A 22,532-nucleotide genomic window follows, 5' to 3' on the forward strand; every position below is an offset into this window, starting at 1 on the left:
TTAACCTATGTGTGGAATTGTTGGATACATTGGCCATAGAGAGGCATATCCTATAGTAATTAAAGGACTTCAAAGACTAGAATATCGTGGTTACGATAGTGCTGGTATCGCTCTTTATGATGGCACCAATATTAAACTTTCAAAAACCAAAGGAAAAGTTTCTGACTTAAAGGAACGTATAGAAAGTGAAATTTCAACCAATGGCACACTTGGTATTGGCCATACACGTTGGGCAACTCATGGTGTTCCAAATGATGTAAATTCCCATCCACACTATTCCAATTCTGGTGATTTAGTTATAATTCACAATGGGATTATTGAAAATTATGACTCTTTAAAGAAAGAGCTCATTAAGAGAGGTTATACTTTTAAATCAGATACAGACACTGAAGTTTTAGTCAACTTAATAGAAGACGTTAAAAAGAGCGAAAACCTTAAGCTTGGTAAAGCGGTTCAAATTGCATTAAACCAGGTTGTTGGAGCCTATGCTATTGCTGTTTTTGACAAAAACAAACCTAACGAAATTGTAGTTGCTAGACTAGGTAGCCCATTGGCGATAGGTATTGGTGAAGACGAATTCTTTATAGCCAGTGACGCTTCTCCATTTATAGAATACACAAAAAACGCCATTTACCTAGAAGACGAAGAGATGGCGATTGTTAGAAGAGGTAAAGAAGTAAAAGTTAGAAAGATTAAGGATGATGCACTCGTAGATCCTTATGTACAAGAACTTCAGCTTAATCTTGAGCAAATAGAAAAAGGTGGCTATGACCATTTTATGCTTAAGGAGATACACGAGCAACCAGATGCCATCTCCGATACATTTAGAGGTCGTTTGTTAAGTAATGAAGCCATGGTAAAACTTGCTGGTGTGGAGGATAACATGAAAAAGTTTCTTGCTGCTGATCGTATTATCATTGTAGCTTGTGGAACATCTTGGCATGCAGGTTTGGTAGCTGAGTATATTTTTGAAGATTTAGCAAGAATACCTGTTGAAGTAGAGTACGCTTCAGAATTTAGATACAGAAACCCTGTTATTACGGAAAAAGATATAGTTATTGCAATATCACAATCTGGTGAAACAGCAGATACTTTAGCAGCAATTAAATTAGCGAAGTCTAAAGGAGCTTTTGTGTTTGGAGTTTGTAATGTAGTAGGTTCTTCTATTGCAAGAGAAACAGATGCCGGTGCTTATACGCATGCAGGTCCTGAGATTGGTGTTGCTTCAACAAAAGCATTTACAACCCAAATTACAGTTTTAACTTTAATGGCCTTACGATTAGCAAGGGCCAAAGGAACTATTTCGAGTTCAGAGTTTAGACATCATTTAATTGAATTGGAAACTATTCCTAGTAAAGTTGAAGAAGCTTTAAAATCTGATGGCTACATTCAAACTATAGCGGATATTTACAAAAATGCAACCAATTTCTTGTATTTAGGTCGTGGCTTTAATTTTCCGGTGGCTTTAGAAGGAGCTCTTAAATTAAAAGAGATTTCTTATATACATGCTGAAGGTTATCCTGCTGCGGAGATGAAGCATGGTCCTATTGCTCTAATAGATGAGCAAATGCCTGTGGTTGTTATTGCGACTAAAAAAGGACATTACGATAAAGTAGTAAGTAATATTCAAGAAATAAAATCTAGAAAAGGTAAAATTATTGGCATTGTTACTAAAGGAGATACTAATGTTAAGGAATTAGCAGACCATGTTATCGAAGTACCAGAAACGCTAGAGTGTCTTTCACCATTATTAACCACTATACCTTTACAGTTACTTTCTTATCACATCGCAGTAATGTTAGATAAAAATGTAGATCAACCAAGAAACTTGGCAAAATCTGTGACCGTAGAGTAACAATTAAAAAATTCATAAATAAGAGCCAAATAATTGATGATTATTCAATTATTTGGCTCTTATTTTTTCAAAATATACTATGCGTGCATAATTTTATGAAAATTTGTTACCTACTTTTCATATATTTCTTTAAATTGCTCAACTAAAATTAACTAATTCTCTAAAATGAAGACAATCTTAAAACTTTTTACGATGCTTTTTTGTGTGGTGTCATTTGCACAAACCACAGTTAAAGGTAAAATTACTGACAATACTGGGTTACCCTTGCCTGGTGCAAATATTGTAGTAGTTGGCACCAGTTCTGGTACAGTATCGGATTTTGATGGTAACTACACTCTAACCGTAGATCAAGACCCTCCATTCTCTATTCGTGTAAGTTACACAGGTTTTGAAGCCCAAACAGTTGAAATAACAACTAACGATCAAACAGTAGATGTTACACTACAAGAAGGAAATACTTTAGATGAAGTTGTAATTTCTGCATCTCGTACACCTGAACGTATTTTCGAATCACCAGTTACAGTAGAACGTTTTGGATTAAAAGAAATTAAGAATACGGCATCTGTAGATTTCTATGACGGATTAGAAAATCTAAAAGGTGTGGATATCAATACCAATAGTTTAACCTTTAAATCCATTAATACCAGAGGTTTTGCCACATTTGCCAATACGCGTTTTATGCAATTAGTCGATGGAATGGACAACTCAGCACCAGCGCTAAATTTCCCGCTTGGTAATTTATTGGGAATGACCGAAACTGATGTTCTTAGTGTAGAATTATTACCAGGTGCATCATCAGCTTTATATGGTGCAAATGCATTTAACGGTATTTTATTTATGCGTAGTAAAAATCCTTTTGACCATTCAGGAATTAGTGGCTATATAAAAAGAGGTATAACTTCTCAAGAAGCTGCTGGAGACAATCCTTATACTGATCTAGGGATTAGAATGGCCTATAAATTCAGTGAAAAATTTGCAGCAAAAGTTAACTTCGGTTATTTAAAAGGAACAGATTGGTTTGCTGTTAATGAAGACGATAAACTTAATCGTGGATTGACAAGAGATGATCCAGATTATGACGGAATAAATGTATATGGTGACGAAGTAAGTACGGACATTAACGGTGTAGCACTACTTTTAGAAGATTTAGGTTTGGCACCTCCAGGTTCTTCGGCACTTGTACCTTCACAAAATGTGAGTAGAACTGGTTACAATGAAAGAGATTTAACAAATTATAATGCTGAAAGTATAAAAGCTGATTGGGGATTATTTTTTCGTCCTTGGGAAAATGACTTCGAAATTCAATATGTTGGTAAAGTAGGTTCTGGTAATACTATTTATCAAGGTGCTAACCGTTACAACATTAAGAATTTCTTCTTGCAGCAACATAAACTAGAGATAAGAAACGATAACTTTTTTGTTAGAGGTTATGTTACAGAAGATAAAGCAGGCGACTCTTATGACATGGTATTTACAGGTATTAATATTAACAGAGCATGGAAAGATGACCAAACTTGGTTTGGTGAATATGTTGCGGCATACATTGGTGCAACTTTAGGTGGAGCAACCAATGACCAAGCTCACTCCACAGCAAGGGCTGCAGCCGATACGGGTCGTTATCTTCCAGGCACCCCAGAATATGAGGCTGCATTTAATAGAAGTGTTAATGACCCAGATTTAAATACTGGATCTAAGTTTCAAGATAATTCTAAAATTTATCATGCTGACGCCAACTATAATTTTGGTGACATGATAGATTTTGCAGAAATCCAAGTTGGTGGATCTTACAGAAGATATAGGTTAAATTCATTCGGAACTATTTATACGGATACGGATGGGCCAATTAACTACTCAGAAGTTGGTTTTTACACACAATTACAAAGATCATTAGAACTATCTGATAATGTAGAATTAAAATTAACAGGATCTGTAAGATATGATAAATCAGAATTGTTTGATGGATTCTTCTCTCCTAGATTGTCTGCTGGTTTCACTATTAACGATAACCATAATATTAGAGCATCTTTTCAAACTGGATTTAGAAACCCAACCACTCAAGATTTATACATTGGGTTAGATGTTGGTAGAGCTATTCTTGTTGGTGGTGCACCAGACAACCCAGCAAGAGATGTCAGAAATTATGATTTAAGTGCAAATGGTACTGCAATAGTCGGTCAATCGAATATTGATTTCGATGGTACGGGTGCTTACAATAACTCTTTCTTTGCAAATTCTGTAGGTGCATTTTCAGAGACAGGTAATCCCGCAGCATTAGAAATAGCCAACTCTAACTTAGCACAACCAGAGCAAGTAAGTTCTTTCGAATTAGGGTATCGTGGTAAATTAGATGGTATTATAGTTGATGCTTCTGCTTATTATAATAAGTACCAGGATTTCTTAGCCAATGAAACCGTAATCGCCCCATTCTATGGAGACGTGCAATTGTCACAAACATTACCAGGTGGAACACCATTAGCAGTAGCTGCCATAGCTAATGGAGACTTCCAAGCATATCAGACCTATACTAATTCAGATGAAGAGGTTAATTCTTATGGTGCTGCGATACAAGTTTCTACTAAAGTTTTAGGAGACTTTGACCTAAGTGCTAATTACACGTATGCCAAATTAGATTTTGATGTGCAACAAAACCCTGATTTTAGAACTAACTTCAACACTCCTGAGCATAAAGTAAAAGCGTCTTTTGGTAATACAGAATTATTCAAAAATTTCGGTTTTAATGTGTCTTGGAGATGGAGTGATAATTACTTCTGGGAAGCCTCTTTCGGTGATGGTGAAGTACCTGCTTATCATGTATTGGATGCACAAATCAATTTAAGAGTACCTAGTTTAAAGTCTACATTTAAAGCTGGTGCAACCAACTTACTGCAAGACGAGTATTTTACTGCATTTGGTACAGGATTGATTGGCTCTCAATACTATGTGTCTTGGACTATCAACAATCTATAATAACGGAAAAGAAAAATATATAAAATGAAAAAATTAAAATATATAGCGCTATCATTACTTACTCTAAGTATGGTAGCCTGCGAGAATGAACTCGTACAGGATTTAAGAGACCGAAACAATACTAACGACGAGCCATTACCAGAATTAACGGTAGGCTCTGCTGACTTTTCAAATTATGTTGCCGTTGGGGCATCTTTTACTGCTGGCTTTACAGATAACGCACTTTTTATTGCAGCTCAAGAAAATTCGTTTCCAAATATTATGTCAAATAAATTTGCATTAGCTGGCGGAGGGACTTTTACGCAGCCAATGATGAGTGATAATTTTGGCGGCTTAGCTGTTGGCGGAATGAGAATTACAGACCCTAGATTAGTTTTTGGTGGTGCAGGTCCTGTGCCTCTAGAAGCTGTTATTGGCCCTGTAACTGTATCTACAGATATTGCTTTAAACAACCCTACAGGTCCATTTAGTAATTTAGGTGTACCAGGAGCAAAAAGTTTTCATTTAGTTGCTCCAGGTTATGGTAATTTAGCTAATTTCCCAGCAGCGGCAAATCCTTATGCAGTAAGAATGACTGGGAATACGCCCAACGCATCAATCTTAGAATTGGCGATGGCACAGAGTCCAACATTCGTTTCAATATCAGAAGTTGGAGGTAATGATGTTTTAGGTTATGCTACTACTGGTGGAGATGGTTCCAACCCTATTACACCAACTGCTACTTTCGACGCATCCTTAAATGTGTTAGTTGCTGGCTTAACAGCTAATGGAGCTAAAGGAGTTATCGGAAACTTACCTAACATTACTAGTTTATCACATTTCACAACGGTTCCTCACAATCCATTAGAACCTTCTAATCCAGATTTCGGACCATTAATTCCAACATTAAATAACTTATTTGGTGCTTTAAATGGTGTTTATGCCTTCTTAGAGTCTCAAGGAGCTATTGATGATGCTGCAGAAAGAACTGTAATCTTTTCAGAAACAGATGCAAGTGCCGTAGTTATAGTAGACGAGAATTTGGCTAATATATCTACATTAATAACTCAAACTTTATTGGCAAATCCTGCATTCCCTGCATTTTTAGCACAATTCGGATTACCACCTGAAGCTGCACCACAGGTTGCTGGACTCTTAGGCTTAGTTTATGGCCAGGCAAGACAAGCAACTGCTGATGACTTGTTTGTATTACCGAGCTCTTCAGTAATAGGTTCTGTAAATGCGGATTTTTTAGCATTCTTACAGAGTCAAGGTTTACCTCCTGCTGTTGCAGGTCAATTTGCAGTTGAGGGAGTAACATTACCATTAGAAGATAAATGGGCATTATTACCTGAAGAACAAACAGAAATCGCAACAGCAACTGCAGCTTATAACGCAAGTATATCATCTGTAGCAAGTTCAAATGGGTTAGCATTGGTTGATCTTAACAGCATATTGGTTGAAGCTTCTACTACAGGCATTATGTTTGATGATTACCTGATGAATACAGATTTAGTATTCGGTGGATTAGTAAGTTTAGACGGGATACATTTAACAGCTAGAGGCTACGCCTTAATGGCTAATAGTTTTTTACAAGCTATAGATACGACATACGGCTCAAATTTTGAAGCCTCTGGAAACCTTGCTAAAGCAGGAGATTATCCAACGAATTACTCACCTACTCTACAATAGAGTAGCAATATAAATATATCTAAAAACACGCTTTTAAAAAGCGTGTTTTTTTTATTTAAAAAAGGCTCATTTTTTTAAATAAAACTATATCTTTGCAGCGCGAAAAACGCACGTAATCGACTTGATTTCGTAAGCTGTTTTTCATATTTAAATTATTGCAAAACAAAAACATATAAGTAATGTCAAAAGTTACAGGTAAAGTTGCACAAATCGTAGGTCCAGTTATCGATGTAGAATTCGCTGCTGGTTCAGAACTTCCAAAGATTTATGATTCGTTAGAAATTAAAAGACCAGATGGTTCCCTTTTAGTATTAGAAGTACAATCTCACATTGGTGAAGATACTGTACGTACAATTGCTATGGACTCTTCAGATGGTTTAAGTAGAGGGACAGAAGTTACTGCTACTGGTGCTCCAATCCAAATGCCAATTGGTGAAGATGTTTACGGACGTCTTTTTAATGTAATTGGTGATGCTATTGATGGATTAGGTGATTTGCCTAAAGCTGGTGATGCAGGTTTGCCTATTCACAGACAGGCGCCTAAATTCGAAGATTTATCAACGTCTACTGAAGTTTTATTTACTGGTATTAAAGTAATCGACTTAATTGAGCCTTATGCAAAAGGTGGTAAGATTGGATTATTTGGTGGTGCTGGTGTAGGTAAAACAGTATTGATTCAGGAGTTGATTAACAATATTGCAAAAGGTCACGGTGGTCTTTCTGTATTTGCAGGTGTTGGTGAAAGAACACGTGAAGGAAACGATTTACTTCGTGAGATGTTAGAGTCTGGAATTATCAAGTATGGTGATGACTTTATGCACTCAATGGAAGAAGGTGGATGGGATCTTCAAAAGGTAGATAAGAAAGCCATGTTAGATTCTAAAGCAACGTTTGTATTCGGACAAATGAATGAGCCTCCTGGAGCTCGTGCTCGTGTGGCATTATCTGGTTTGACTATCGCTGAGTATTTCCGTGATGGTGCTGGTGATGGACAAGGGAAAGATGTATTATTCTTCGTAGATAATATCTTCCGTTTTACACAAGCTGGTTCTGAGGTATCTGCATTACTTGGTCGTATGCCATCTGCGGTAGGTTACCAACCTACATTAGCAACTGAAATGGGCGCGATGCAAGAGCGCATTACTTCTACTAAGAAAGGTTCTATTACATCTGTACAAGCGGTTTATGTACCTGCGGATGATTTAACGGATCCTGCGCCTGCTACAACGTTTGCTCACTTAGATGCAACAACCGTATTATCTCGTAAGATTGCTGAGCTTGGTATTTACCCAGCGGTAGATCCTTTAGATTCTACGTCTAGAATTTTAGCAGCAGATATTTTAGGTGATGAGCATTACGACTGTGCTACTCGCGTAAAAGAGTTATTACAACGTTATAAAGAATTACAAGATATCATTGCCATCCTTGGTATGGAAGAATTATCTGAAGAAGATAAAATGGCTGTAAATAGAGCAAGACGTGTACAACGTTTCTTATCTCAACCATTCCACGTAGCTGAGCAGTTTACTGGTATTCCTGGTGTATTAGTAGATATTAAAGAAACAATTAAAGGTTTTAACATGATTATGGACGGTGAATTAGATCACTTACCAGAAGCAGCATTTAACCTAAAAGGTTCTATCGAAGAAGCTATCGAAGCAGGAGAAAAGATGTTAGCGGAAGCATAATCAAGCAAAGCTTGATAAATTCCAAAAACAAAAAAACAAAATTCCAATTCGTAATAATTTTGGAATTTAGTTTTTGAAAATTGAAATTTTAAAAACTATGTATTTAGAAATTGTATCACCTGAAGCAACATTATTTAGTGGAGAAGTAGATTCTGTTACTGTTCCTGGTGTTAATGGTGAGTTCGAAATGTTAAAAGATCACGCTCCTATCGTATCTATTCTTAAGGAAGGACACGTTAAAGTAGCTGGTAATAATATTCAATTAGAAGAAGAGGTTGAAGACCAATTCACCAAGTCAGATAGAGGTGTTTGGTTAGCCATCAATTCTGGTACTATTGAAATGAAAGATAATAAGCTAATTGTTTTAGCAGATTAGATTATCTCAACTGAAATATAAAAACGCGAAGCAGATGCTTCGCGTTTTTTTTGCTTTATTATAGCTTACCTAATATCTTGTCCATGACCCAAGCCGTATGCGCTGCGGTTTTTCCAGTGGACGAATGTTGTAAAGTACCATCCAAATGTTTCTTCATGTTTTCTATATAGTATTGTTGAATATGCTTTGGGTTATCAATTACAAATTCTTTAATTCCACTATTAGTGATTAGTGTAAGGGGTTCTTCAAGAAATATCGAAAAGCTTATTTCTCCATCACTTCCTATAATTTTGACTTTATCTTCGCGTTCATAAGCACCAAAGTTCCAAGTACCAGAACCCATAACTCCAGAATGATGTACCCAAGAACCCGAAACAGCATCTTTTGCTGTGTATAATTGCTGTTGGTTACTGCTTATTCCTGAAGCTTCCTTTATATCTCCCAACAAATAAGCAAACAAATCTAGACCGTGGCTTGCCAAATCATCAAAATAACCAGCAGGTGCAATCTTTGCATCGGTTCGCCAATTATAATCTTTTGATTGATCTTTCTCACTTGGTGTTCTGGTAAGCGTCCAATGAATGTATCGCACATCTCCAATAGTATGTTCTTCTAACAGAAACTTCACTTTATTGAATCTCGGTAGAGATCGGCGATAATAAGCCACAAACAACGGTAAATCTCGCTTTTCAAAGGCATCACAAATCTGAACACATTCCGTGTAATTTGGTGCCATTGGTTTTTCAATACAGCAGATTTTACCTGCTTCGGCAACCTTTATTGCATAGTAATGATGGCTGTCTGGTGGTGTGGCAATATAAACGGCATCAACTTCAGGATTATTAATCAGCTCATCTGCATCATCATAAAAACGCGGTATATTATGTCGTTCAGCATAATTTTGAGCTAAGGCTAAGTTTCTTCGCATGACGGCGACAAGCTCAAAACCTTCGGTCATTTTGTAGGCTGGTCCGCTTTTAACTTCGGTAACGTTGCCGCAACCAATAATTCCCCATTTTATGGTTTGCTTCATCCTACATTTGTTTTACGGCTTCCAGCTCTACTTTTAGCTCTTGGAACATCGTCATAATACTACTTAGTTTTAGTTCCTTTTCATCATATTCTTGAGTGTTGATGCAACAGGTAAACTCCCATAACTCTAAAATGTTTTCTTTTGAAACTAGGTAAGGTTTATAAGCTTTATTATCTGAACTTAGTAGCAAATTAACCACGTCACCCTCAGGAACGTACACACGTTTATACACTAGACCGTCGTCTTTGGTCAGTACCACATAAGTCTTTCCGCTTTTTAGATCATTAAAATCTTCAATAAATTTAGCAACAACAAAAGACCCTGGCTTTACAGGCAACATAGAGTCCCCTTTTATAGGAAAAGCTCTATGTGTTCCTGTGGGTAAAAATGGTAGTTTAATTTTTTGAAGCTGTTCTATATATTCTGGATCGTCGTAGCCAGATAAATAACCTGCTGAGGCTTTTGCTGGTATAATTTCAATGAGATCCTCATTATCTTCATTTACGGTTACAGGAAACAATACGCGCTTGTTCCCTACCTCAATAAACGAGGTATCCTTTGCTTTACGCAAATCTTTGCGCACCAAAATATCTATAGGAATATCAAAATAATTAGACAGGTCTATTAAGCGCTCAATAGGTGGTTCACTTCTGCCTTCTTCATAAGAACCAACTACAGAACGTGTCCAGCCCAAATCGTCTGCAAAGCGTTCTTGGGATAGTTTCTTTAATGACCTGAGGTGCTTTATGTTAGCTTGTATAGGTTTCAATGTGATTAAATTTAACAATATTTACTACAAATATAAGCAATAAAGACTACATATAGTAGCTAATTTTGTTAGTCCCATGTATTTAAACTGTCACACATATTACAGCCTTCGCTATGGTACTATAAAACCTGAGCAACTACTTGCTATTGCTTCAGAAAATGGTGTACAGACTTTAGCGTTAACAGATATTAATACCACCTCAGCGTGTTTAGATATTGTTCGTCTCTCAAAAAAATACAAGGTAAAACCTGTGCTCGGTGTAGATTTTAGAAACAACGCACAACAAGAGTTTATTCTAATCGCAAAAAACAATCAAGGCTTTCAGAATATAAATGAATATCTCTCTAAATTTCTTCATAACCTCGATTTAAAAATTCCTGAACGACCAGAGCATATCATAGAGGACTGTTTCGTGATTTACCCTTACCAAAAAGGAAAAGATTTCAAATTAAAACCGAATGAGTTTTTAGGTATTGCACCCAAAGACCTCAATCAATTAAAATTCTCTAAATGGAATACACATAGAGAGAAATTAGTGGTGCTTAAGACAGTCTCTTTTCAAAATAAAAAAGGGTTTAACACACATCGTTTGCTACGCGCTATTGATAATAATACGCTATTGAGCAAACTTCCAAAAGCTGAAGAAGGCAGCTCAGAAGATATAATGTTGCCTTATGATGCACTGTGCGAACGCTATTCAGAATTCCCAAGTCTTATCAATAACACAGAGGATTTGTTAGACAATTGCTCAATTTCATTCGATTTTGAAAATCCTATACCCAAAAATCAACGGTTCCTCACAAAAAATACTAATTCTGATTATGAGCTTTTAGAAAAGCTAACCTATGATGGCATTGCATACCGTTACGGAAACGATGTTAAACCAAAAATCTATCAACGTATTGAAAAAGAACTCAACATCATTAAACAGAAAGGTTTTGTATCCTATTTTTTAATCAACTGGAAAATTTTAGAGTATGCGCGTAGCAAAGACTACTACTATGTTGGTCGTGGTAGTGGAGCTAATAGTATCATTGCTTATTTGCTAAGAATTACTGATGTAGATCCTATTGAACTCGATTTATATTTTGAGCGCTTCATCAATCTGTTCCGACAAAATCCTCCCGATTTTGATATTGACTTTTCCTGGAAAGACAGAGATGATATTACACATTTTATTTTTGAGAACTTTAAACACACGGCGCTCATTACGGTTTATAACACTTTTAAGTTTAAGGCTTCGGTTCGTGAGTTGGGGAAAGTGTTTGGTTTGCCAAAATCTGAGATGGATATACTCACACGAGGTAAATACAATATCCATAAACTCGACAGATTATCTCAACTCGTTATTAAGTACGCAAAATATATTCAAGGGTTTCCTAATTATTTGGGGATTCATGCAGGTGGTATTTTAATTTCTGAGAAACCTATTCATTATTATGGTGCAACATTTATGCCTCCAAAAGGGTTTGCCACTACCCAATTTGATATGGTCGTAGCTGAAGATATAGGGCTCTATAAATTCGATATACTAAGCCAACGCGGTTTGGGAAAAATTAAGGAGGCCGTAGAAATTGTGAGCTATAATCACCCTAACCAACCCGCTTTAGACATCCATGATATTAAGCGTTTTAAACAAGATGAACGCATTAAGTATTTACTTAGAAATGCCAAGGCTATTGGTTGTTTTTATGTAGAATCACCCGCTATGCGCATGCTCTTAAAAAAATTGCAGGTAGACAATTACTTAGGCTTAGTCGCTGCAAGTTCGGTCATTAGACCAGGTGTTGCCAAAAGCGGTATGATGCGTCAATATATTTTGCGCTATCGTTATCCTGAAAGACGTAAAGAAGCGCATCCAGTACTGGCTGAAATTATGCCAGAAACCTATGGAGTTATGGTCTACCAAGAAGATGTAATTAAAGTGGCCCATCATTTTGGTGGTTTAGATTTGGGAGAATCTGATATGCTCCGTCGTGGTATGTCTGGTAAATTTCGTTCGCGTGAAGAATTTTTAAAAGTGAAACAGAAGTTTTTTGATAATTGCAAAAAGGACGGAAAGCCTTTTGATTTGGTTGCAGATATATGGAGACAGATTGAAAGCTTTGCTGGTTATGCCTTTGCTAAAGGACACTCAGCTTCTTACGCCGTAGAAAGTTACCAAAGTCTGTTTTTAAAAGCCTACTACCCATTGGAATATATGACAGCAACCATCAATAATTTTGGCGGATTCTACAGTACCGAATTTTATGTACACGAAGCCAGAATGTATGATGGTGAAATTGAAGCACCTTGCATCAACCAATCTTACACCCAAACTATTATCAAAGGAAAAACCATATATCTCGGTTTTATGTTTTTACAATCCTTAGAATCTAAAACTATTGAACGCATCCTTTCAGAACGCCAAAATTATGGACTGTTTAATTCGCTCGATGATTTTATAGAACGTGTCCCTATTCCTATAGAACAGATTGGTATTCTTATAAAGATTAATGCGTTTAGATTTACAAAAATCAATAAGCGTGAATTGCTTTGGGAAGCACATTTAAAAATTAGCAAAACTGTAATTCAAGACCATATAGTTACACTATTTAGAAGTGAGCGCATTAATTACAGTACACCAGAATTGCCAAGTACAGCACTAGAAAATGCCTTTGATGAGATTGAACTATTAGGCTTTCCGTTGTGCAACCCATTTCATTTATTAGAAAAAGAATCTACTACTAGATTACGTGCAAAGCACCTTACTAAACTAGAAGATAAATATGTAAAAATTGAAGGGTATTTAGTTACCACAAAAAATACAAAAACCTCAAATGGTAAGCTGATGCATTTTAGCACCTTTTTAGATCGTAATGGTGATTTTATAGATACCGTTCATTTTCCTCCAGTGGCATCAAAATTCCCATTTAGAGGAAAAGGAATATATGAAATCATCGGTAAAGTAATGGTAGAGTTTGACTGTGTTACCATCGAGGTTTCAAAATTAGAACGATTGGCAATTATTGAAGATCCTCGATATTCCATAAAATCATTAAATCCAACGTTTCAAAGAAAAAGAAGTTTTAAAGACCTTAAAAAAGCGCATGGGTAAAAAATAAATATTTAACATTAAAGAAAAACACACCTAAAGTCCCCTCAAGGGGACAGTACTCTGAAGAGACTTATTAGAATTGTCCCCTTGAGGGGACTTTAGGGGTGTTAAAAAAATGAATACCACTCGTAGTATAGTACATATGGATTTAGACACTTTTTTTGTGTCTTGCGAACGTTTACTAGACAGCCGTCTTAATGGCAAACCTGTGCTCATTGGTGGCACAAGCGACAGAGGTGTTGTAGCATCTTGTAGTTACGAAGCCAGAACTTTTGGCGTACACTCTGCAATGCCAATGCGAATGGCAAAACAGCTTTGTCCAGAAGCTATTATTTTAAGAGGTAATTCTGGTATATACACAAAATTTTCGCAAAATGTAACTGATGTCATTAAAGAAAGTGTACCACTTTATGAAAAAACATCTATTGATGAGTTTTATCTCGATCTCACCGGAATGGATAAGTTTTTCGGTTGCCATAAATTGGCTTCAGAACTGCGTCAGCGTATCATCAAAGAAACAGGATTGCCCATTTCTTTTGGTTTGTCGCTAAATAAAACGGTTTCAAAAATTGCGACAGGAGAAGCCAAACCCAATAACGAAATCCGTGTTATTTCAGGTACCGAAAAACCGTTTCTAGCACCACTTTCGGTAAAAAAAATCCCGATGGTAGGTAACGTGACTTATAAAGCTTTGTGCGATTTGGGTGTAAAACGCATTAAAACCGTGCAGGATATGCCTATGGAATTAATGCACAAGGTTTTGGGCAAAAACGGTCTTTCCATTTGGAAAAAAGCCAATGGTATAGACAATTCGCCCGTAATTCAATATCACGAACGCAAATCCATTTCTACCGAGCGTACCTTTGGGCAAGACACCACAAACGTTCATAAACTAAGAGGTTTAGTTATTGCTATGGCAGAGAACTTAGCCTTTCAATTGCGTCGTGGCAATAAGCTTACGGCTTGTGTGACATTTAAGATTCGGTATTCAGATTTTCAAACCTATACACAACAACAACGCATTCCCTACAGTGCTATGGACCATAACATTATTCCTGTGGTACTTGATTTATTCAAAAAATTATATAACCGTAGGTTATTGGTACGTCTGGTAGGTGTAAAGTTTAGCCATTTGGTAGAAGGAGGCCATCAAATCAACCTATTTGAAGACAATAAGATACATCTTAATTTGGCCCAGGCTATGGATAAAATGCGCGAACGTTACGGAGATAGAGCTGTAATGAATGCTGCTGGTATGGAAGCCAAAACCATTAGCCGTTGGAATCCGTTTACGGGAGAACCACCTCCTTTACTTGCTAATAGACATCAATAAAAACAAAAATTACTATCTTAGAATCATGTGTTATTCAACAGCGTTACGAAAGCAAAGAGAACAAGTAGAGAAAAAGCTGCGAGACAGTGTTAATGCTAAATTTCATCCTTCAGTAAGTTATACTCCATACTACCACCTCAATGGTTTTACACACGGTAAATTACTAATCATAAAAATGGATGAACCAGAAACAATTTATAACGCAAGTTGGGGCCTAATACCAGATTGGGCTGCACACAATCCAGATGATTTTCGCAAAAAAAGTAATACACTAAATGCTAGAGGTGAAAGTATCTTTGAAAAACCATCCTATAAAGAAAGTGCAGAAAATAAAAGATGCTTAATCTTAGCCGATGGTTTTTTTGAACCACATCACGAAAATGGAAAAGCCATACCCTATTTCTGCTATCAACCCTCCAATAGTAATCCAGAGGGCGATCTTTTTCTTTTTGCAGGTCTTTATAATGAAATCGATAAAAATACTTTAAGTACTACCATCCTAACAACAGAAGCCAATGACTTTTTTATGGAGGTTCATAATAAAGGCAAGCGAATGCCATTAGTCTTAGATGAACATTACTATGAAGATTGGCTCGATGATGGTATGAATGAACAAGAGATTAACGAAATTATAGCCGTTGGTATGAGCTCACAACCATTTAAGGCACATCCAATTAGCAGAGATTTCTACAAAAAAGGTATCGATACCAACCAATCCTATATTATTGAAAAAGTGCAAAAGGACACTCTTTTTTAATGTTAATCTTCTACATACTCTAAAATATCACTAGGCTGGCAATCTAATGCTTTACAAATAGCTTCTAAGGTAGAAAACCGAATGGCTTTTGCCTTACCGGTTTTTAAAATGGAAAGGTTTGCTGTGGTGATGCCAATGATTTCTGCAAGTTCATTGCTCTTCATGCCTCGTTTGGCCAGCATTATATCTAAGTTGACTACTATTGGCATGGTTATATGGTTAGGTCGTTTTCTTGTTTAAGCTCATTACCTGATTTCAATAAAGTAGATAAAACCAATAATGAAATTCCAACAAAGAATATCATAAAATCAAAGTCTAAGCGCGGATTCATAGAGAGAGTGACGTAATTTAATTTGTAATCTAATGGTCTTATACCAACCATAGACAATTGACTTCCAACGATATAATTACATATCGTAACTAATAAAACTTGTACAATTAAAATAATTCCCAATATCTGTATTGACTTGTATAATTTTTGAGAAAATTCAAAATTAGATTTAAGCGCTTTAAAAATGTTTTTAAGAAAAAAGAAGATGACAATTAAGAGCACAAAACCTAGATACGTTTTAATAAGTAGTATAATTTTATCTAGTAGCTTTTTAGGTTTTACATTAACATAACCATCTCCTTTAAATACTTGGGAGGTTAATTCATAGTTGTCTTCCATATCACGATTATGGATACTAACTATCGTTCTAAAATTTAAAGAATCCTCTTTTGTAAGCGGTTTAGCATAGTGAGACACACCACTAGAATACTTCTGTCCCATAGCATTAGTGCTTTTGTTTTTTAATTCAAATAGCAAGCTGTTATACATTGGTTTTTGCGGATGAACTTTTAAACTTACAGGTACTTGATAGCCGACAGAGTGATGAACACCAGAAGAGAATTGACCTAACTTTCCATCTTTAGTAAAAGCCTCAAAACTAATGGCTATTATTAATAAAATAATTAGAAGATAAAATGAAATCTTGCTAAACCAATATAAAATATTCACAAGTGTAGTTCCTTTTTTCATATTTAGATGGTTAATTCGTTTTCTGATTGAATCTCAACAGCACGTTTAAATAATAATGCAACAATAAAAACTACTCCTGCCATAAACAACAAGCTTTGTGCGCCCCAATTATATGGATAAAAGAATGTTTGTTGATGTAGCCAAGCACTATATCCACTTGCCAATAATGCTATCAATGCAGTATATAAAACTACCTTATTGATTTTTGAAAGCAACTGTGCGACGGGCTCTGTAAACGGACTATTAAAATCAACTTTTCTAAACACATTTATGAGTAAATAAAAAAGATAGGCTTTCAAACTAGCTATTAAGATTATTAAGCTAACTGTAATTATATAATGTAATTGACTAAAGTTGTAAAGACGAGAAAAATCAAGGCCTAAATAAATATTTTGCACAGCATATTCATTCACAAAAAGACTAACAAAAAAGGATATAATAAGAGCTCCTGCTTTAATGCACAGTCCGATGAATAGTATCCAAGCCACTATATGCATTATACTTAAGATTTGTTTTGTTTTCATTTTTTATTATCGTTTAACAATAACAAATATATAAAAATTATTGATAAACAATAATTTTTTATTGAAAAAAGATAATTTTAAAACTAGACCTCACAGGTTTTTGAAACCTGTGAGGTCTTAACTATCTTTACCCAATGCTACCAAAAAAGTTAAATAAAAAACTCGAAGACCGTAAAGCCAATAACGCATTTCGTGAGTTGGGCTCAAACTCTAAATTGGTAGATTTTTCATCCAATGACTATTTAGGGTTTTCAAAATCTGAAACCATTTTTGATGCAGCCCATCAATACCTCGTTGACAACAATCTAAAGCAAAATGGCGCAACAGGCTCTCGTTTGCTTTCAGGTAATCATAAATTATACAACGAGGTTGAATCTGAAATTTCAAAAATCCATAATTGTGAAGCCGCTTTGATTTTTAATTCGGGTTACGATGCCAATATTGGGTTATTGTCATCCGTTCCTCAACGTGGTGATATCATTTTATATGACGAACTGTGCCATGCTTCCATAAGAGATGGAATTAACATGAGTAATGCCAAGTCTTATAAATTTAAGCATAATGATTTAGAGGATTTGGCTGAGATGCTGAAACGAGTTCAGCATGACAAATCTGATACATATATTATTACCGAATCCGTTTTCTCAATGGATGGCGACTCGCCAGATTTGAAAAAACTTATTAAGCTCTCCAAAACACACAATGCACACCTCATCATTGACGAAGCGCACGCACTAGGCCTTTTTGAAAAAGGTTTAGTGCAAAAACTTGGTTTAGAAAATGATGTGTTTGCAAGAGTAATCACGTTTGGAAAAGCCTTAGGTTGCCATGGTGCAGCAATTTTAGGTTCGCAAGATTTAAAAGATTATCTCGTTAATTTTTCACGCTCTTTTATTTACACCACTGCTTTGCCTCCTCACGCTTTGGCTAACATAAAAATAGCTTACAATGAATTGACCACAACCAATGAAATATATCAACTGAAAGAAAATATTTCATTCTTCAAAAAAGAGGTTAAACGAATTGGGTTTCAAAAGAGGTTTCTAGACAGCGACTCCGCAATACAATGCTGTATCCTTCCAGGAAACGAAAAGGTGAAATCTGTTGCCAGTATTCTTCAAGATCATGGTTTTGATGTTAAGCCCATTTTATCACCTACAGTTCCTAAAGGGAGAGAACGTTTACGGTTTTGTATTCACAGCTATAATTCCAAAGAAGAAATCTCGGAAGTCTTGACCTTGTTGGTTACCTTTGCTAACCAATGAGGGAAGCATTTGTAACCATAGCAAGATTTCAATATTCATCCGAAGCACAGATTGTAAAAGGCCGTTTGGAAGCAGATGGTATTCAAACTTTTCTAAAGGATAATATCACTATAGATACAGATCCTTTGGTGAGCAATGCCATTGGAGGCATTAAACTAAAAGTACGTGCTGAAGATGAAAAGGAAGCCAAGGAAATTTTAAAATCAATAAAAGCATACGCTTTGGATGATAATGATGACCCTATTTTATGTCCCAATTGTGGGAAGAACGAAGTAGAACTTTATTCCACTATTGACAGCTTTAAAGCCTTTTTATCATTTTTCATAGGTTTATTGACCTTTACTCTTCCATTTCACGCGCGTTACAAATACATTTGCGACAATTGTAAAACCGAATTTCCATTAAAATGAACACCTACTTCGTCACCGGAATCTCAACAGACGTTGGCAAAACCATAGCCTCAGCCATTTTGGTTGAAGCTTTACAAGCAGATTATTATAAACCTGTACAAGCTGGCGAATTAGATAATTGCGATACCAAAAAAGTGCAACGTTTGGTTACTAATTCCAAATCGATTTTTTACCCAAACAGCTACGCATTACAAACACCGATGAGTCCTCATGGCGCTGCTGAAATTGATGGATTAACTATTGACATAAAAAACATAAAAAGGCCGCAAACCAAAAATAATTTGGTCATTGAGGGAGCAGGCGGATTAATGGTGCCAATAAATAATTCTGAAACTATTTTAGATTTGATTCAACCAAAAGATAAGGTTATTGTGGTATCTCGTCATTACTTGGGAAGCATCAATCACTCACTATTAACCATCAATACATTGAAAGAAAAAGGGTTTGATGTTTCTATTATATATAGTGGAGATGAGCACAAATCCACAGAATCCATTATCGAAAAAATGACTGGCGTAAATGTCATTGGAAGAATAAATGATGAGCCTTATTTTGATAGAAATGTGATTAAGGAGTACGCCGAAATGTTTAAAGAAAATCTATGACTTTAAAAGAAAGAGACAAAAAACACCTCTGGCACCCACTAACCCAACACCAATTGCATCCAGAAAGCATTGCAATTGTACAGGCAGAGGGCTGTACCCTTTACGATGAAGATGGCAACACCTATATCGATGCCATTGCCTCATGGTACACTTGTATGTATGGGCATTGCAATCCATACATTACCAAAAAAGTTGCAGATCAGATGCAAACGCTAGACCAGGTCGTGTTTAGCAGTTTAACCCATGAACCAGCTGTCAAATTATCCGAAGCTTTAATCGACATTCTTCCCAATAATCAAGAAAAAATATTCTTTAGCGATAATGGTTCTACTTCGGTTGAAGTCGGCATTAAAATGGCATTGCAATATCATTTTAATCGCAACGAAAAACGAAATGTTTTAATCGCTTTTGAAGATGGGTTTCATGGAGATACGTTTGGAGCCATGAGTGTTTCAGGGTTATCCGTTTACAATGGCCCTTTTGAAGATTTCTTTATTGAAGTGAAGCGGATTCCGACACCAGATGGCAACAATCATAATGACATTTTAAATCAACTCAAAACTATTTCAGAAAATAACAAAGTAGCAGCTTTCGTTTACGAACCTTTAGTACAAGGAGCTGCAGCAATGAAAATGCATGATGCTAATGGCTTAGATGCCATTTTAGAATTCTGTAAATCTCAAAATATCATAACTGTTGCCGACGAAGTCATGACCGGATTCGGAAAAACAGGTAAACACTTTGCCTCACTTCACCTCAACAATCAACCAGATATTATATGTTTGAGTAAAGCCTTAACAGCTGGATTACTCCCAATGGCAATTACAAGTTGTACTCAGAAGATATACGATGCCTTTTTAAGTGACGACATTACCAAAGGCTTTTTCCATGGACACACCTATTCTGCCAATCCATTAGCCTGTACTGCAGCTTTAGCAGGAATTGAACTCTTACAATCCGAGGACATTCAACAAAATATAAAACGGATTATAGAATCACATCAAGCTTTTGGTGAACGGATTAAAAATCATCCAAAAGTTGCTAACATCCGCCAAACAGGAATAATTTTCGCTCTGGATTTAGATATTCAAATGGAGCGTTATGGTAATTTACGCGACCAACTCTTTAAATTCTTTATGGACAATGGTGTCTTTTTAAGACCACTTGGTAATACCATTTATATTTTGGCACCTTATGTCATTACTGATGAAGAATTAGAAAAGGTCTATAAAACTATTGAAGCTGCTCTAGTTACCCTCTAAACTCTTATCCAAAAGATTAATATCATTCTGTTCTCCTTGAAATTGCGTATACAATTTTTCATAAGTCCATTTACCATAAGACTTGGTGGCTTTAACAACAATTCGACCTGTTCCATTAGGCCCAGATATTGGTATTCTAAAATCGGCTTCACCATCACCACCACTCAGGTTTATGTTTCCGTTCAGCATTCCATCCTTTTCAATTGGTTCACCTAGTATACTAATTACTTCTTCATTATTAGAGACTTGTTCCATAGCATATTTATAAGGTTCTGATGATGTAAACATCTTCGATACCCCAAAAAATAAAGTTCCAGCACCTAAAACAATTAACACTATTAATGTTAAACAACCACCAACTGGCAATACCCAAAGCCAATTTCTTCCAAACCAACTTTTCTTTTTATAGTTTTCCATGTCTTTTTTTTGATTGATTTTCTATTTGTAAGTCAAGCGAAACGATTTTATGTTACAATTTAGCAATAATTTATCAAGGTTAACTTTTAGACTTAGGTATAAATCTTACTTTTGTTTTAAAGAAAAATTACATTGAACCAGCCCATTTCCATAACTGCCATATCATCTATTTCTCCATTAGGGTTATTGCCTGAAACCATATGGGAAAACTATATGTCAAAAACACATTTCTTTTCTTTAAAAGACAACCATCTCGTTGCTGAATTACCAAATGATGCCAAAGAAGAAATCGAAAAACTTAGAAACTCAAATAACAAGTACAAACAACTTGACGATTCTGTTTTATTCGGAATTTTATCTGCGAGACAAGCAGTTAAACAAGCTGGTTGGAAAGCTTCAGACAACTTCGGAATAAATATCGGTTCGTCTCGAGGTGCAACAGGCTTGTTTGAAACTTATTTTGAAAGCTTTTTAGAAAAGCATAAAGCCGAAACCCTAAGTTCGCCAACAACAACACTTGGTAATATATCCTCTTGGATTGCCCACGATCTGCAAACCAAAGGACCAGAAATTTCACACTCTATAACCTGTTCAACGGCATTACACGCATTATTAAATGGAGTTGCTTGGCTAAACTCTGGAATGTCCGATAAATTTCTGGTTGGTGGTAGTGAAGCTCCACTCACACCTTTCACAATCGCTCAGATGAAGGCTCTGAAAATTTATTGTCATTCAGAGCACAGCGAAGAATCTCACCCTTGCCAAGCCCTAGACTTCAACAAAACTGAAAACACCATGATTCTCAGTGAAGCCGCTGCAGTGGCTTGCTTAGAAAAAGGAAAAACGAATAATGCAATTGCAGTAATAGAAGGTATCGGTTACGGAACAGAACTTTTAGAACACAACGCCTCACTTTCAACCGATGCCAAATGTTTTCAACGTTCTATGGCAATGGCGTTGGGTGATTCAAATCCAGAGGAGATTGATATCATCGTTACACATACACCAGGTACCATTAAAGGTGATTTGGCAGAATACAACGCGATAAAAAAGATTTTTTGTAACAAAATTCCTGCATTGACTACTAATAAAATACAAGTAGGTCACAGTCTAGGAGCTTCTGGAATGCTCAGTATAGAAATGGCCATACTTATGCTTAACCATCAAAAATTTATTGACATTCCTTATTTGGAGCAATCGCATCCAACAAAGATTTCAAAAATTATGATTAATGCCGTCGGCTTTGGTGGTAATGCTGTGTCTGTTATACTTTCAAAATAAAATGACAGAAATGTCCAATAGTTGGATGTCAGACCACTGCGTTGTAAGAAGTTAGAAATAAGATGTCCTGATTTTTAATCTTTTTTCTCACAGTGCAACGGTCTAATTTCTATACTCTTGGCCAAAAGTGAAAAACAACGACGATTCTGAGAGTATAAAAAGCTTTTGAATAATTATATTTAAAGGCAAAAATAAATTGTT

The 22,532-nt window shown here is 36.0% G+C and carries 19 protein-coding genes; 13 read left to right on the forward strand and 6 right to left on the reverse strand.

The genetic code is table 11. The annotated features are described in order from the left end of the window. Positions 1–7 precede the first annotated feature (7 nt). From glmS to ACQ65V_RS04060, 5 genes are all read left to right on the forward strand, one after another. Positions 8–1,855 carry a glutamine--fructose-6-phosphate transaminase (isomerizing) gene (gene glmS / locus ACQ65V_RS04040; RefSeq protein ID WP_273292567.1) on the forward strand — a complete coding sequence of 616 codons (1,848 nt, stop codon included), beginning with the start codon at positions 8–10 and terminating at the stop codon, positions 1,853–1,855. A 165-nt stretch (positions 1,856–2,020) separates the two neighbouring features. Further along, positions 2,021–4,822, forward strand: coding sequence for a TonB-dependent receptor (locus ACQ65V_RS04045; protein ID WP_430466969.1), 2,802 nt, complete (start codon positions 2,021–2,023; stop codon positions 4,820–4,822). Between the two features lie 24 nt (positions 4,823–4,846). Continuing rightward, positions 4,847–6,493, forward strand: coding sequence for a G-D-S-L family lipolytic protein (locus tag ACQ65V_RS04050; protein WP_430466970.1), 1,647 nt, complete (start codon positions 4,847–4,849; stop codon positions 6,491–6,493). A gap of 179 nt (positions 6,494–6,672) precedes the next feature. After that, a complete protein-coding gene (atpD, locus tag ACQ65V_RS04055) occupies positions 6,673–8,181 on the forward strand; it encodes a F0F1 ATP synthase subunit beta (RefSeq protein WP_273292561.1) in 1,509 nt (502 codons plus the stop codon). A 97-nt stretch (positions 8,182–8,278) separates the two neighbouring features. After that, positions 8,279–8,557 (forward strand): F0F1 ATP synthase subunit epsilon, encoded by a 279-nt coding sequence (locus ACQ65V_RS04060; protein ID WP_430466971.1) that lies wholly within the window; start codon positions 8,279–8,281, stop codon positions 8,555–8,557. Positions 8,558–8,615: 58 nt separating this feature from the next. Here ACQ65V_RS04060 and ACQ65V_RS04065 read toward each other — a convergent pair whose 3' ends face one another. Both ACQ65V_RS04065 and ACQ65V_RS04070 read right to left on the reverse strand, forming a co-directional pair. Next, positions 8,616–9,590, reverse strand: coding sequence for a Gfo/Idh/MocA family oxidoreductase (locus ACQ65V_RS04065; RefSeq protein WP_430466972.1), 975 nt, complete (start codon positions 9,588–9,590; stop codon positions 8,616–8,618). Position 9,591: 1 nt separating this feature from the next. Beyond that, complete coding sequence (locus ACQ65V_RS04070; protein WP_430466973.1) at positions 9,592–10,359, reverse strand: XRE family transcriptional regulator; 768 nt, start codon at positions 10,357–10,359, stop codon at positions 9,592–9,594. A 76-nt stretch (positions 10,360–10,435) separates the two neighbouring features. On the opposite strand from ACQ65V_RS04070, the gene ACQ65V_RS04075 reads away from it, so the two are divergent. The 3 genes from ACQ65V_RS04075 to ACQ65V_RS04085 all read left to right on the forward strand — a co-directional run bounded on the left by ACQ65V_RS04075 (position 10,436) and on the right by ACQ65V_RS04085 (position 15,546). Continuing rightward, positions 10,436–13,456 carry a DNA polymerase III subunit alpha gene (locus ACQ65V_RS04075; RefSeq protein WP_430466974.1) on the forward strand — a complete coding sequence of 1,007 codons (3,021 nt, stop codon included), beginning with the start codon at positions 10,436–10,438 and terminating at the stop codon, positions 13,454–13,456. A 115-nt stretch (positions 13,457–13,571) separates the two neighbouring features. Continuing rightward, positions 13,572–14,789, forward strand: coding sequence for a DNA polymerase IV (gene dinB / locus ACQ65V_RS04080; RefSeq protein ID WP_430466975.1), 1,218 nt, complete (start codon positions 13,572–13,574; stop codon positions 14,787–14,789). Positions 14,790–14,814: 25 nt separating this feature from the next. Then, complete coding sequence (locus tag ACQ65V_RS04085; RefSeq protein ID WP_430466976.1) at positions 14,815–15,546, forward strand: SOS response-associated peptidase; 732 nt, start codon at positions 14,815–14,817, stop codon at positions 15,544–15,546. Between the two features lie 2 nt (positions 15,547–15,548). Here the strand turns inward: ACQ65V_RS04085 and ACQ65V_RS04090 are convergent, their stop codons facing one another. Genes ACQ65V_RS04090 through ACQ65V_RS04100 form a run of 3 tightly spaced genes read right to left on the reverse strand, consistent with a single transcriptional unit; the run spans position 15,549 to position 17,091 of the window. Continuing rightward, the gene (locus ACQ65V_RS04090; RefSeq protein WP_412559731.1) at positions 15,549–15,755 is read right to left on the reverse strand and encodes a helix-turn-helix domain-containing protein; all 207 of its coding nucleotides are present in this window, start codon (positions 15,753–15,755) and stop codon (positions 15,549–15,551) included. Positions 15,756–15,757: 2 nt separating this feature from the next. Then, positions 15,758–16,567, reverse strand: a complete 810-nt coding sequence (locus ACQ65V_RS04095) for a DUF2975 domain-containing protein (protein WP_430466977.1) — start codon at positions 16,565–16,567, stop codon at positions 15,758–15,760. A 2-nt stretch (positions 16,568–16,569) separates the two neighbouring features. Continuing rightward, positions 16,570–17,091: a DUF2975 domain-containing protein gene (locus ACQ65V_RS04100; RefSeq protein WP_430466978.1), complete on the reverse strand. Its 522-nt coding sequence runs from the start codon at positions 17,089–17,091 to the stop codon at positions 16,570–16,572. Between the two features lie 134 nt (positions 17,092–17,225). Here ACQ65V_RS04100 and ACQ65V_RS04105 point away from each other — a divergent pair, with 134 nt between their 5' ends. The 4 genes from ACQ65V_RS04105 to bioA are packed head-to-tail and all read left to right on the forward strand — an operon-like array spanning position 17,226 to position 20,633. Then, positions 17,226–18,356 carry an aminotransferase class I/II-fold pyridoxal phosphate-dependent enzyme gene (locus tag ACQ65V_RS04105; RefSeq protein WP_430466979.1) on the forward strand — a complete coding sequence of 377 codons (1,131 nt, stop codon included), beginning with the start codon at positions 17,226–17,228 and terminating at the stop codon, positions 18,354–18,356. Beyond that, a complete protein-coding gene (locus ACQ65V_RS04110; RefSeq protein WP_430466980.1) occupies positions 18,353–18,766 on the forward strand; it encodes a DUF2007 domain-containing protein in 414 nt (137 codons plus the stop codon). Before ACQ65V_RS04105 ends, ACQ65V_RS04110 begins: the two co-directional genes overlap by 4 nt. After that, positions 18,763–19,371: a dethiobiotin synthase gene (bioD, locus tag ACQ65V_RS04115; protein ID WP_430466981.1), complete on the forward strand. Its 609-nt coding sequence runs from the start codon at positions 18,763–18,765 to the stop codon at positions 19,369–19,371. Before ACQ65V_RS04110 ends, bioD begins: the two co-directional genes overlap by 4 nt. Next, entirely contained in the window at positions 19,368–20,633 is a 1,266-nt protein-coding gene (bioA, locus tag ACQ65V_RS04120) for an adenosylmethionine--8-amino-7-oxononanoate transaminase (RefSeq protein WP_430466982.1), read from the forward strand. The genes bioD and bioA overlap by 4 nt, the downstream gene beginning before the upstream one ends. On the opposite strand, the gene ACQ65V_RS04125 is transcribed toward bioA, so the two are convergent. Next, entirely contained in the window at positions 20,619–21,050 is a 432-nt protein-coding gene (locus tag ACQ65V_RS04125) for a cytochrome c oxidase assembly factor Coa1 family protein (protein WP_430466983.1), read from the reverse strand. The genes bioA and ACQ65V_RS04125 overlap by 15 nt on opposite strands. 132 nt (positions 21,051–21,182) lie before the next feature. Between ACQ65V_RS04125 and ACQ65V_RS04130 the strand changes: the two genes are divergently transcribed. Then, positions 21,183–22,331 (forward strand): beta-ketoacyl synthase N-terminal-like domain-containing protein, encoded by a 1,149-nt coding sequence (locus ACQ65V_RS04130; RefSeq protein WP_430466984.1) that lies wholly within the window; start codon positions 21,183–21,185, stop codon positions 22,329–22,331. Positions 22,332–22,532 lie beyond the last annotated feature (201 nt).

The organism is Winogradskyella ouciana (assembly GCF_965284585.1).
Taxonomy (GTDB): Bacteria; Bacteroidota; Bacteroidia; order Flavobacteriales; family Flavobacteriaceae; genus Winogradskyella; species Winogradskyella ouciana.

Bases quoted from the DNA above. Each gene is read 5' to 3' on its own strand.
- glmS (WP_273292567.1), top strand. From the start codon at position 8: ATGTGTGGAATTGTTGGATACATTGGCCATAGAGAGGCATATCCTATA.
- ACQ65V_RS04045 (WP_430466969.1), top strand. From the start codon at position 2,021: ATGAAGACAATCTTAAAACTTTTTACGATGCTTTTTTGTGTGGTGTCA.
- ACQ65V_RS04050 (WP_430466970.1), top strand. From the start codon at position 4,847: ATGAAAAAATTAAAATATATAGCGCTATCATTACTTACTCTAAGTATG.
- atpD (WP_273292561.1), top strand. From the start codon at position 6,673: ATGTCAAAAGTTACAGGTAAAGTTGCACAAATCGTAGGTCCAGTTATC.
- ACQ65V_RS04060 (WP_430466971.1), top strand. From the start codon at position 8,279: ATGTATTTAGAAATTGTATCACCTGAAGCAACATTATTTAGTGGAGAA.
- ACQ65V_RS04065 (WP_430466972.1), bottom strand. From the start codon at position 9,590: ATGAAGCAAACCATAAAATGGGGAATTATTGGTTGCGGCAACGTTACC.
- ACQ65V_RS04075 (WP_430466974.1), top strand. From the start codon at position 10,436: ATGTATTTAAACTGTCACACATATTACAGCCTTCGCTATGGTACTATA.
- dinB (WP_430466975.1), top strand. From the start codon at position 13,572: ATGAATACCACTCGTAGTATAGTACATATGGATTTAGACACTTTTTTT.
- ACQ65V_RS04085 (WP_430466976.1), top strand. From the start codon at position 14,815: ATGTGTTATTCAACAGCGTTACGAAAGCAAAGAGAACAAGTAGAGAAA.
- ACQ65V_RS04090 (WP_412559731.1), bottom strand. From the start codon at position 15,755: ATGCCAATAGTAGTCAACTTAGATATAATGCTGGCCAAACGAGGCATG.
- ACQ65V_RS04095 (WP_430466977.1), bottom strand. From the start codon at position 16,567: ATGAAAAAAGGAACTACACTTGTGAATATTTTATATTGGTTTAGCAAG.
- ACQ65V_RS04100 (WP_430466978.1), bottom strand. From the start codon at position 17,091: ATGAAAACAAAACAAATCTTAAGTATAATGCATATAGTGGCTTGGATA.
- ACQ65V_RS04105 (WP_430466979.1), top strand. From the start codon at position 17,226: ATGCTACCAAAAAAGTTAAATAAAAAACTCGAAGACCGTAAAGCCAAT.
- ACQ65V_RS04110 (WP_430466980.1), top strand. From the start codon at position 18,353: ATGAGGGAAGCATTTGTAACCATAGCAAGATTTCAATATTCATCCGAA.
- bioD (WP_430466981.1), top strand. From the start codon at position 18,763: ATGAACACCTACTTCGTCACCGGAATCTCAACAGACGTTGGCAAAACC.
- bioA (WP_430466982.1), top strand. From the start codon at position 19,368: ATGACTTTAAAAGAAAGAGACAAAAAACACCTCTGGCACCCACTAACC.
- ACQ65V_RS04125 (WP_430466983.1), bottom strand. From the start codon at position 21,050: ATGGAAAACTATAAAAAGAAAAGTTGGTTTGGAAGAAATTGGCTTTGG.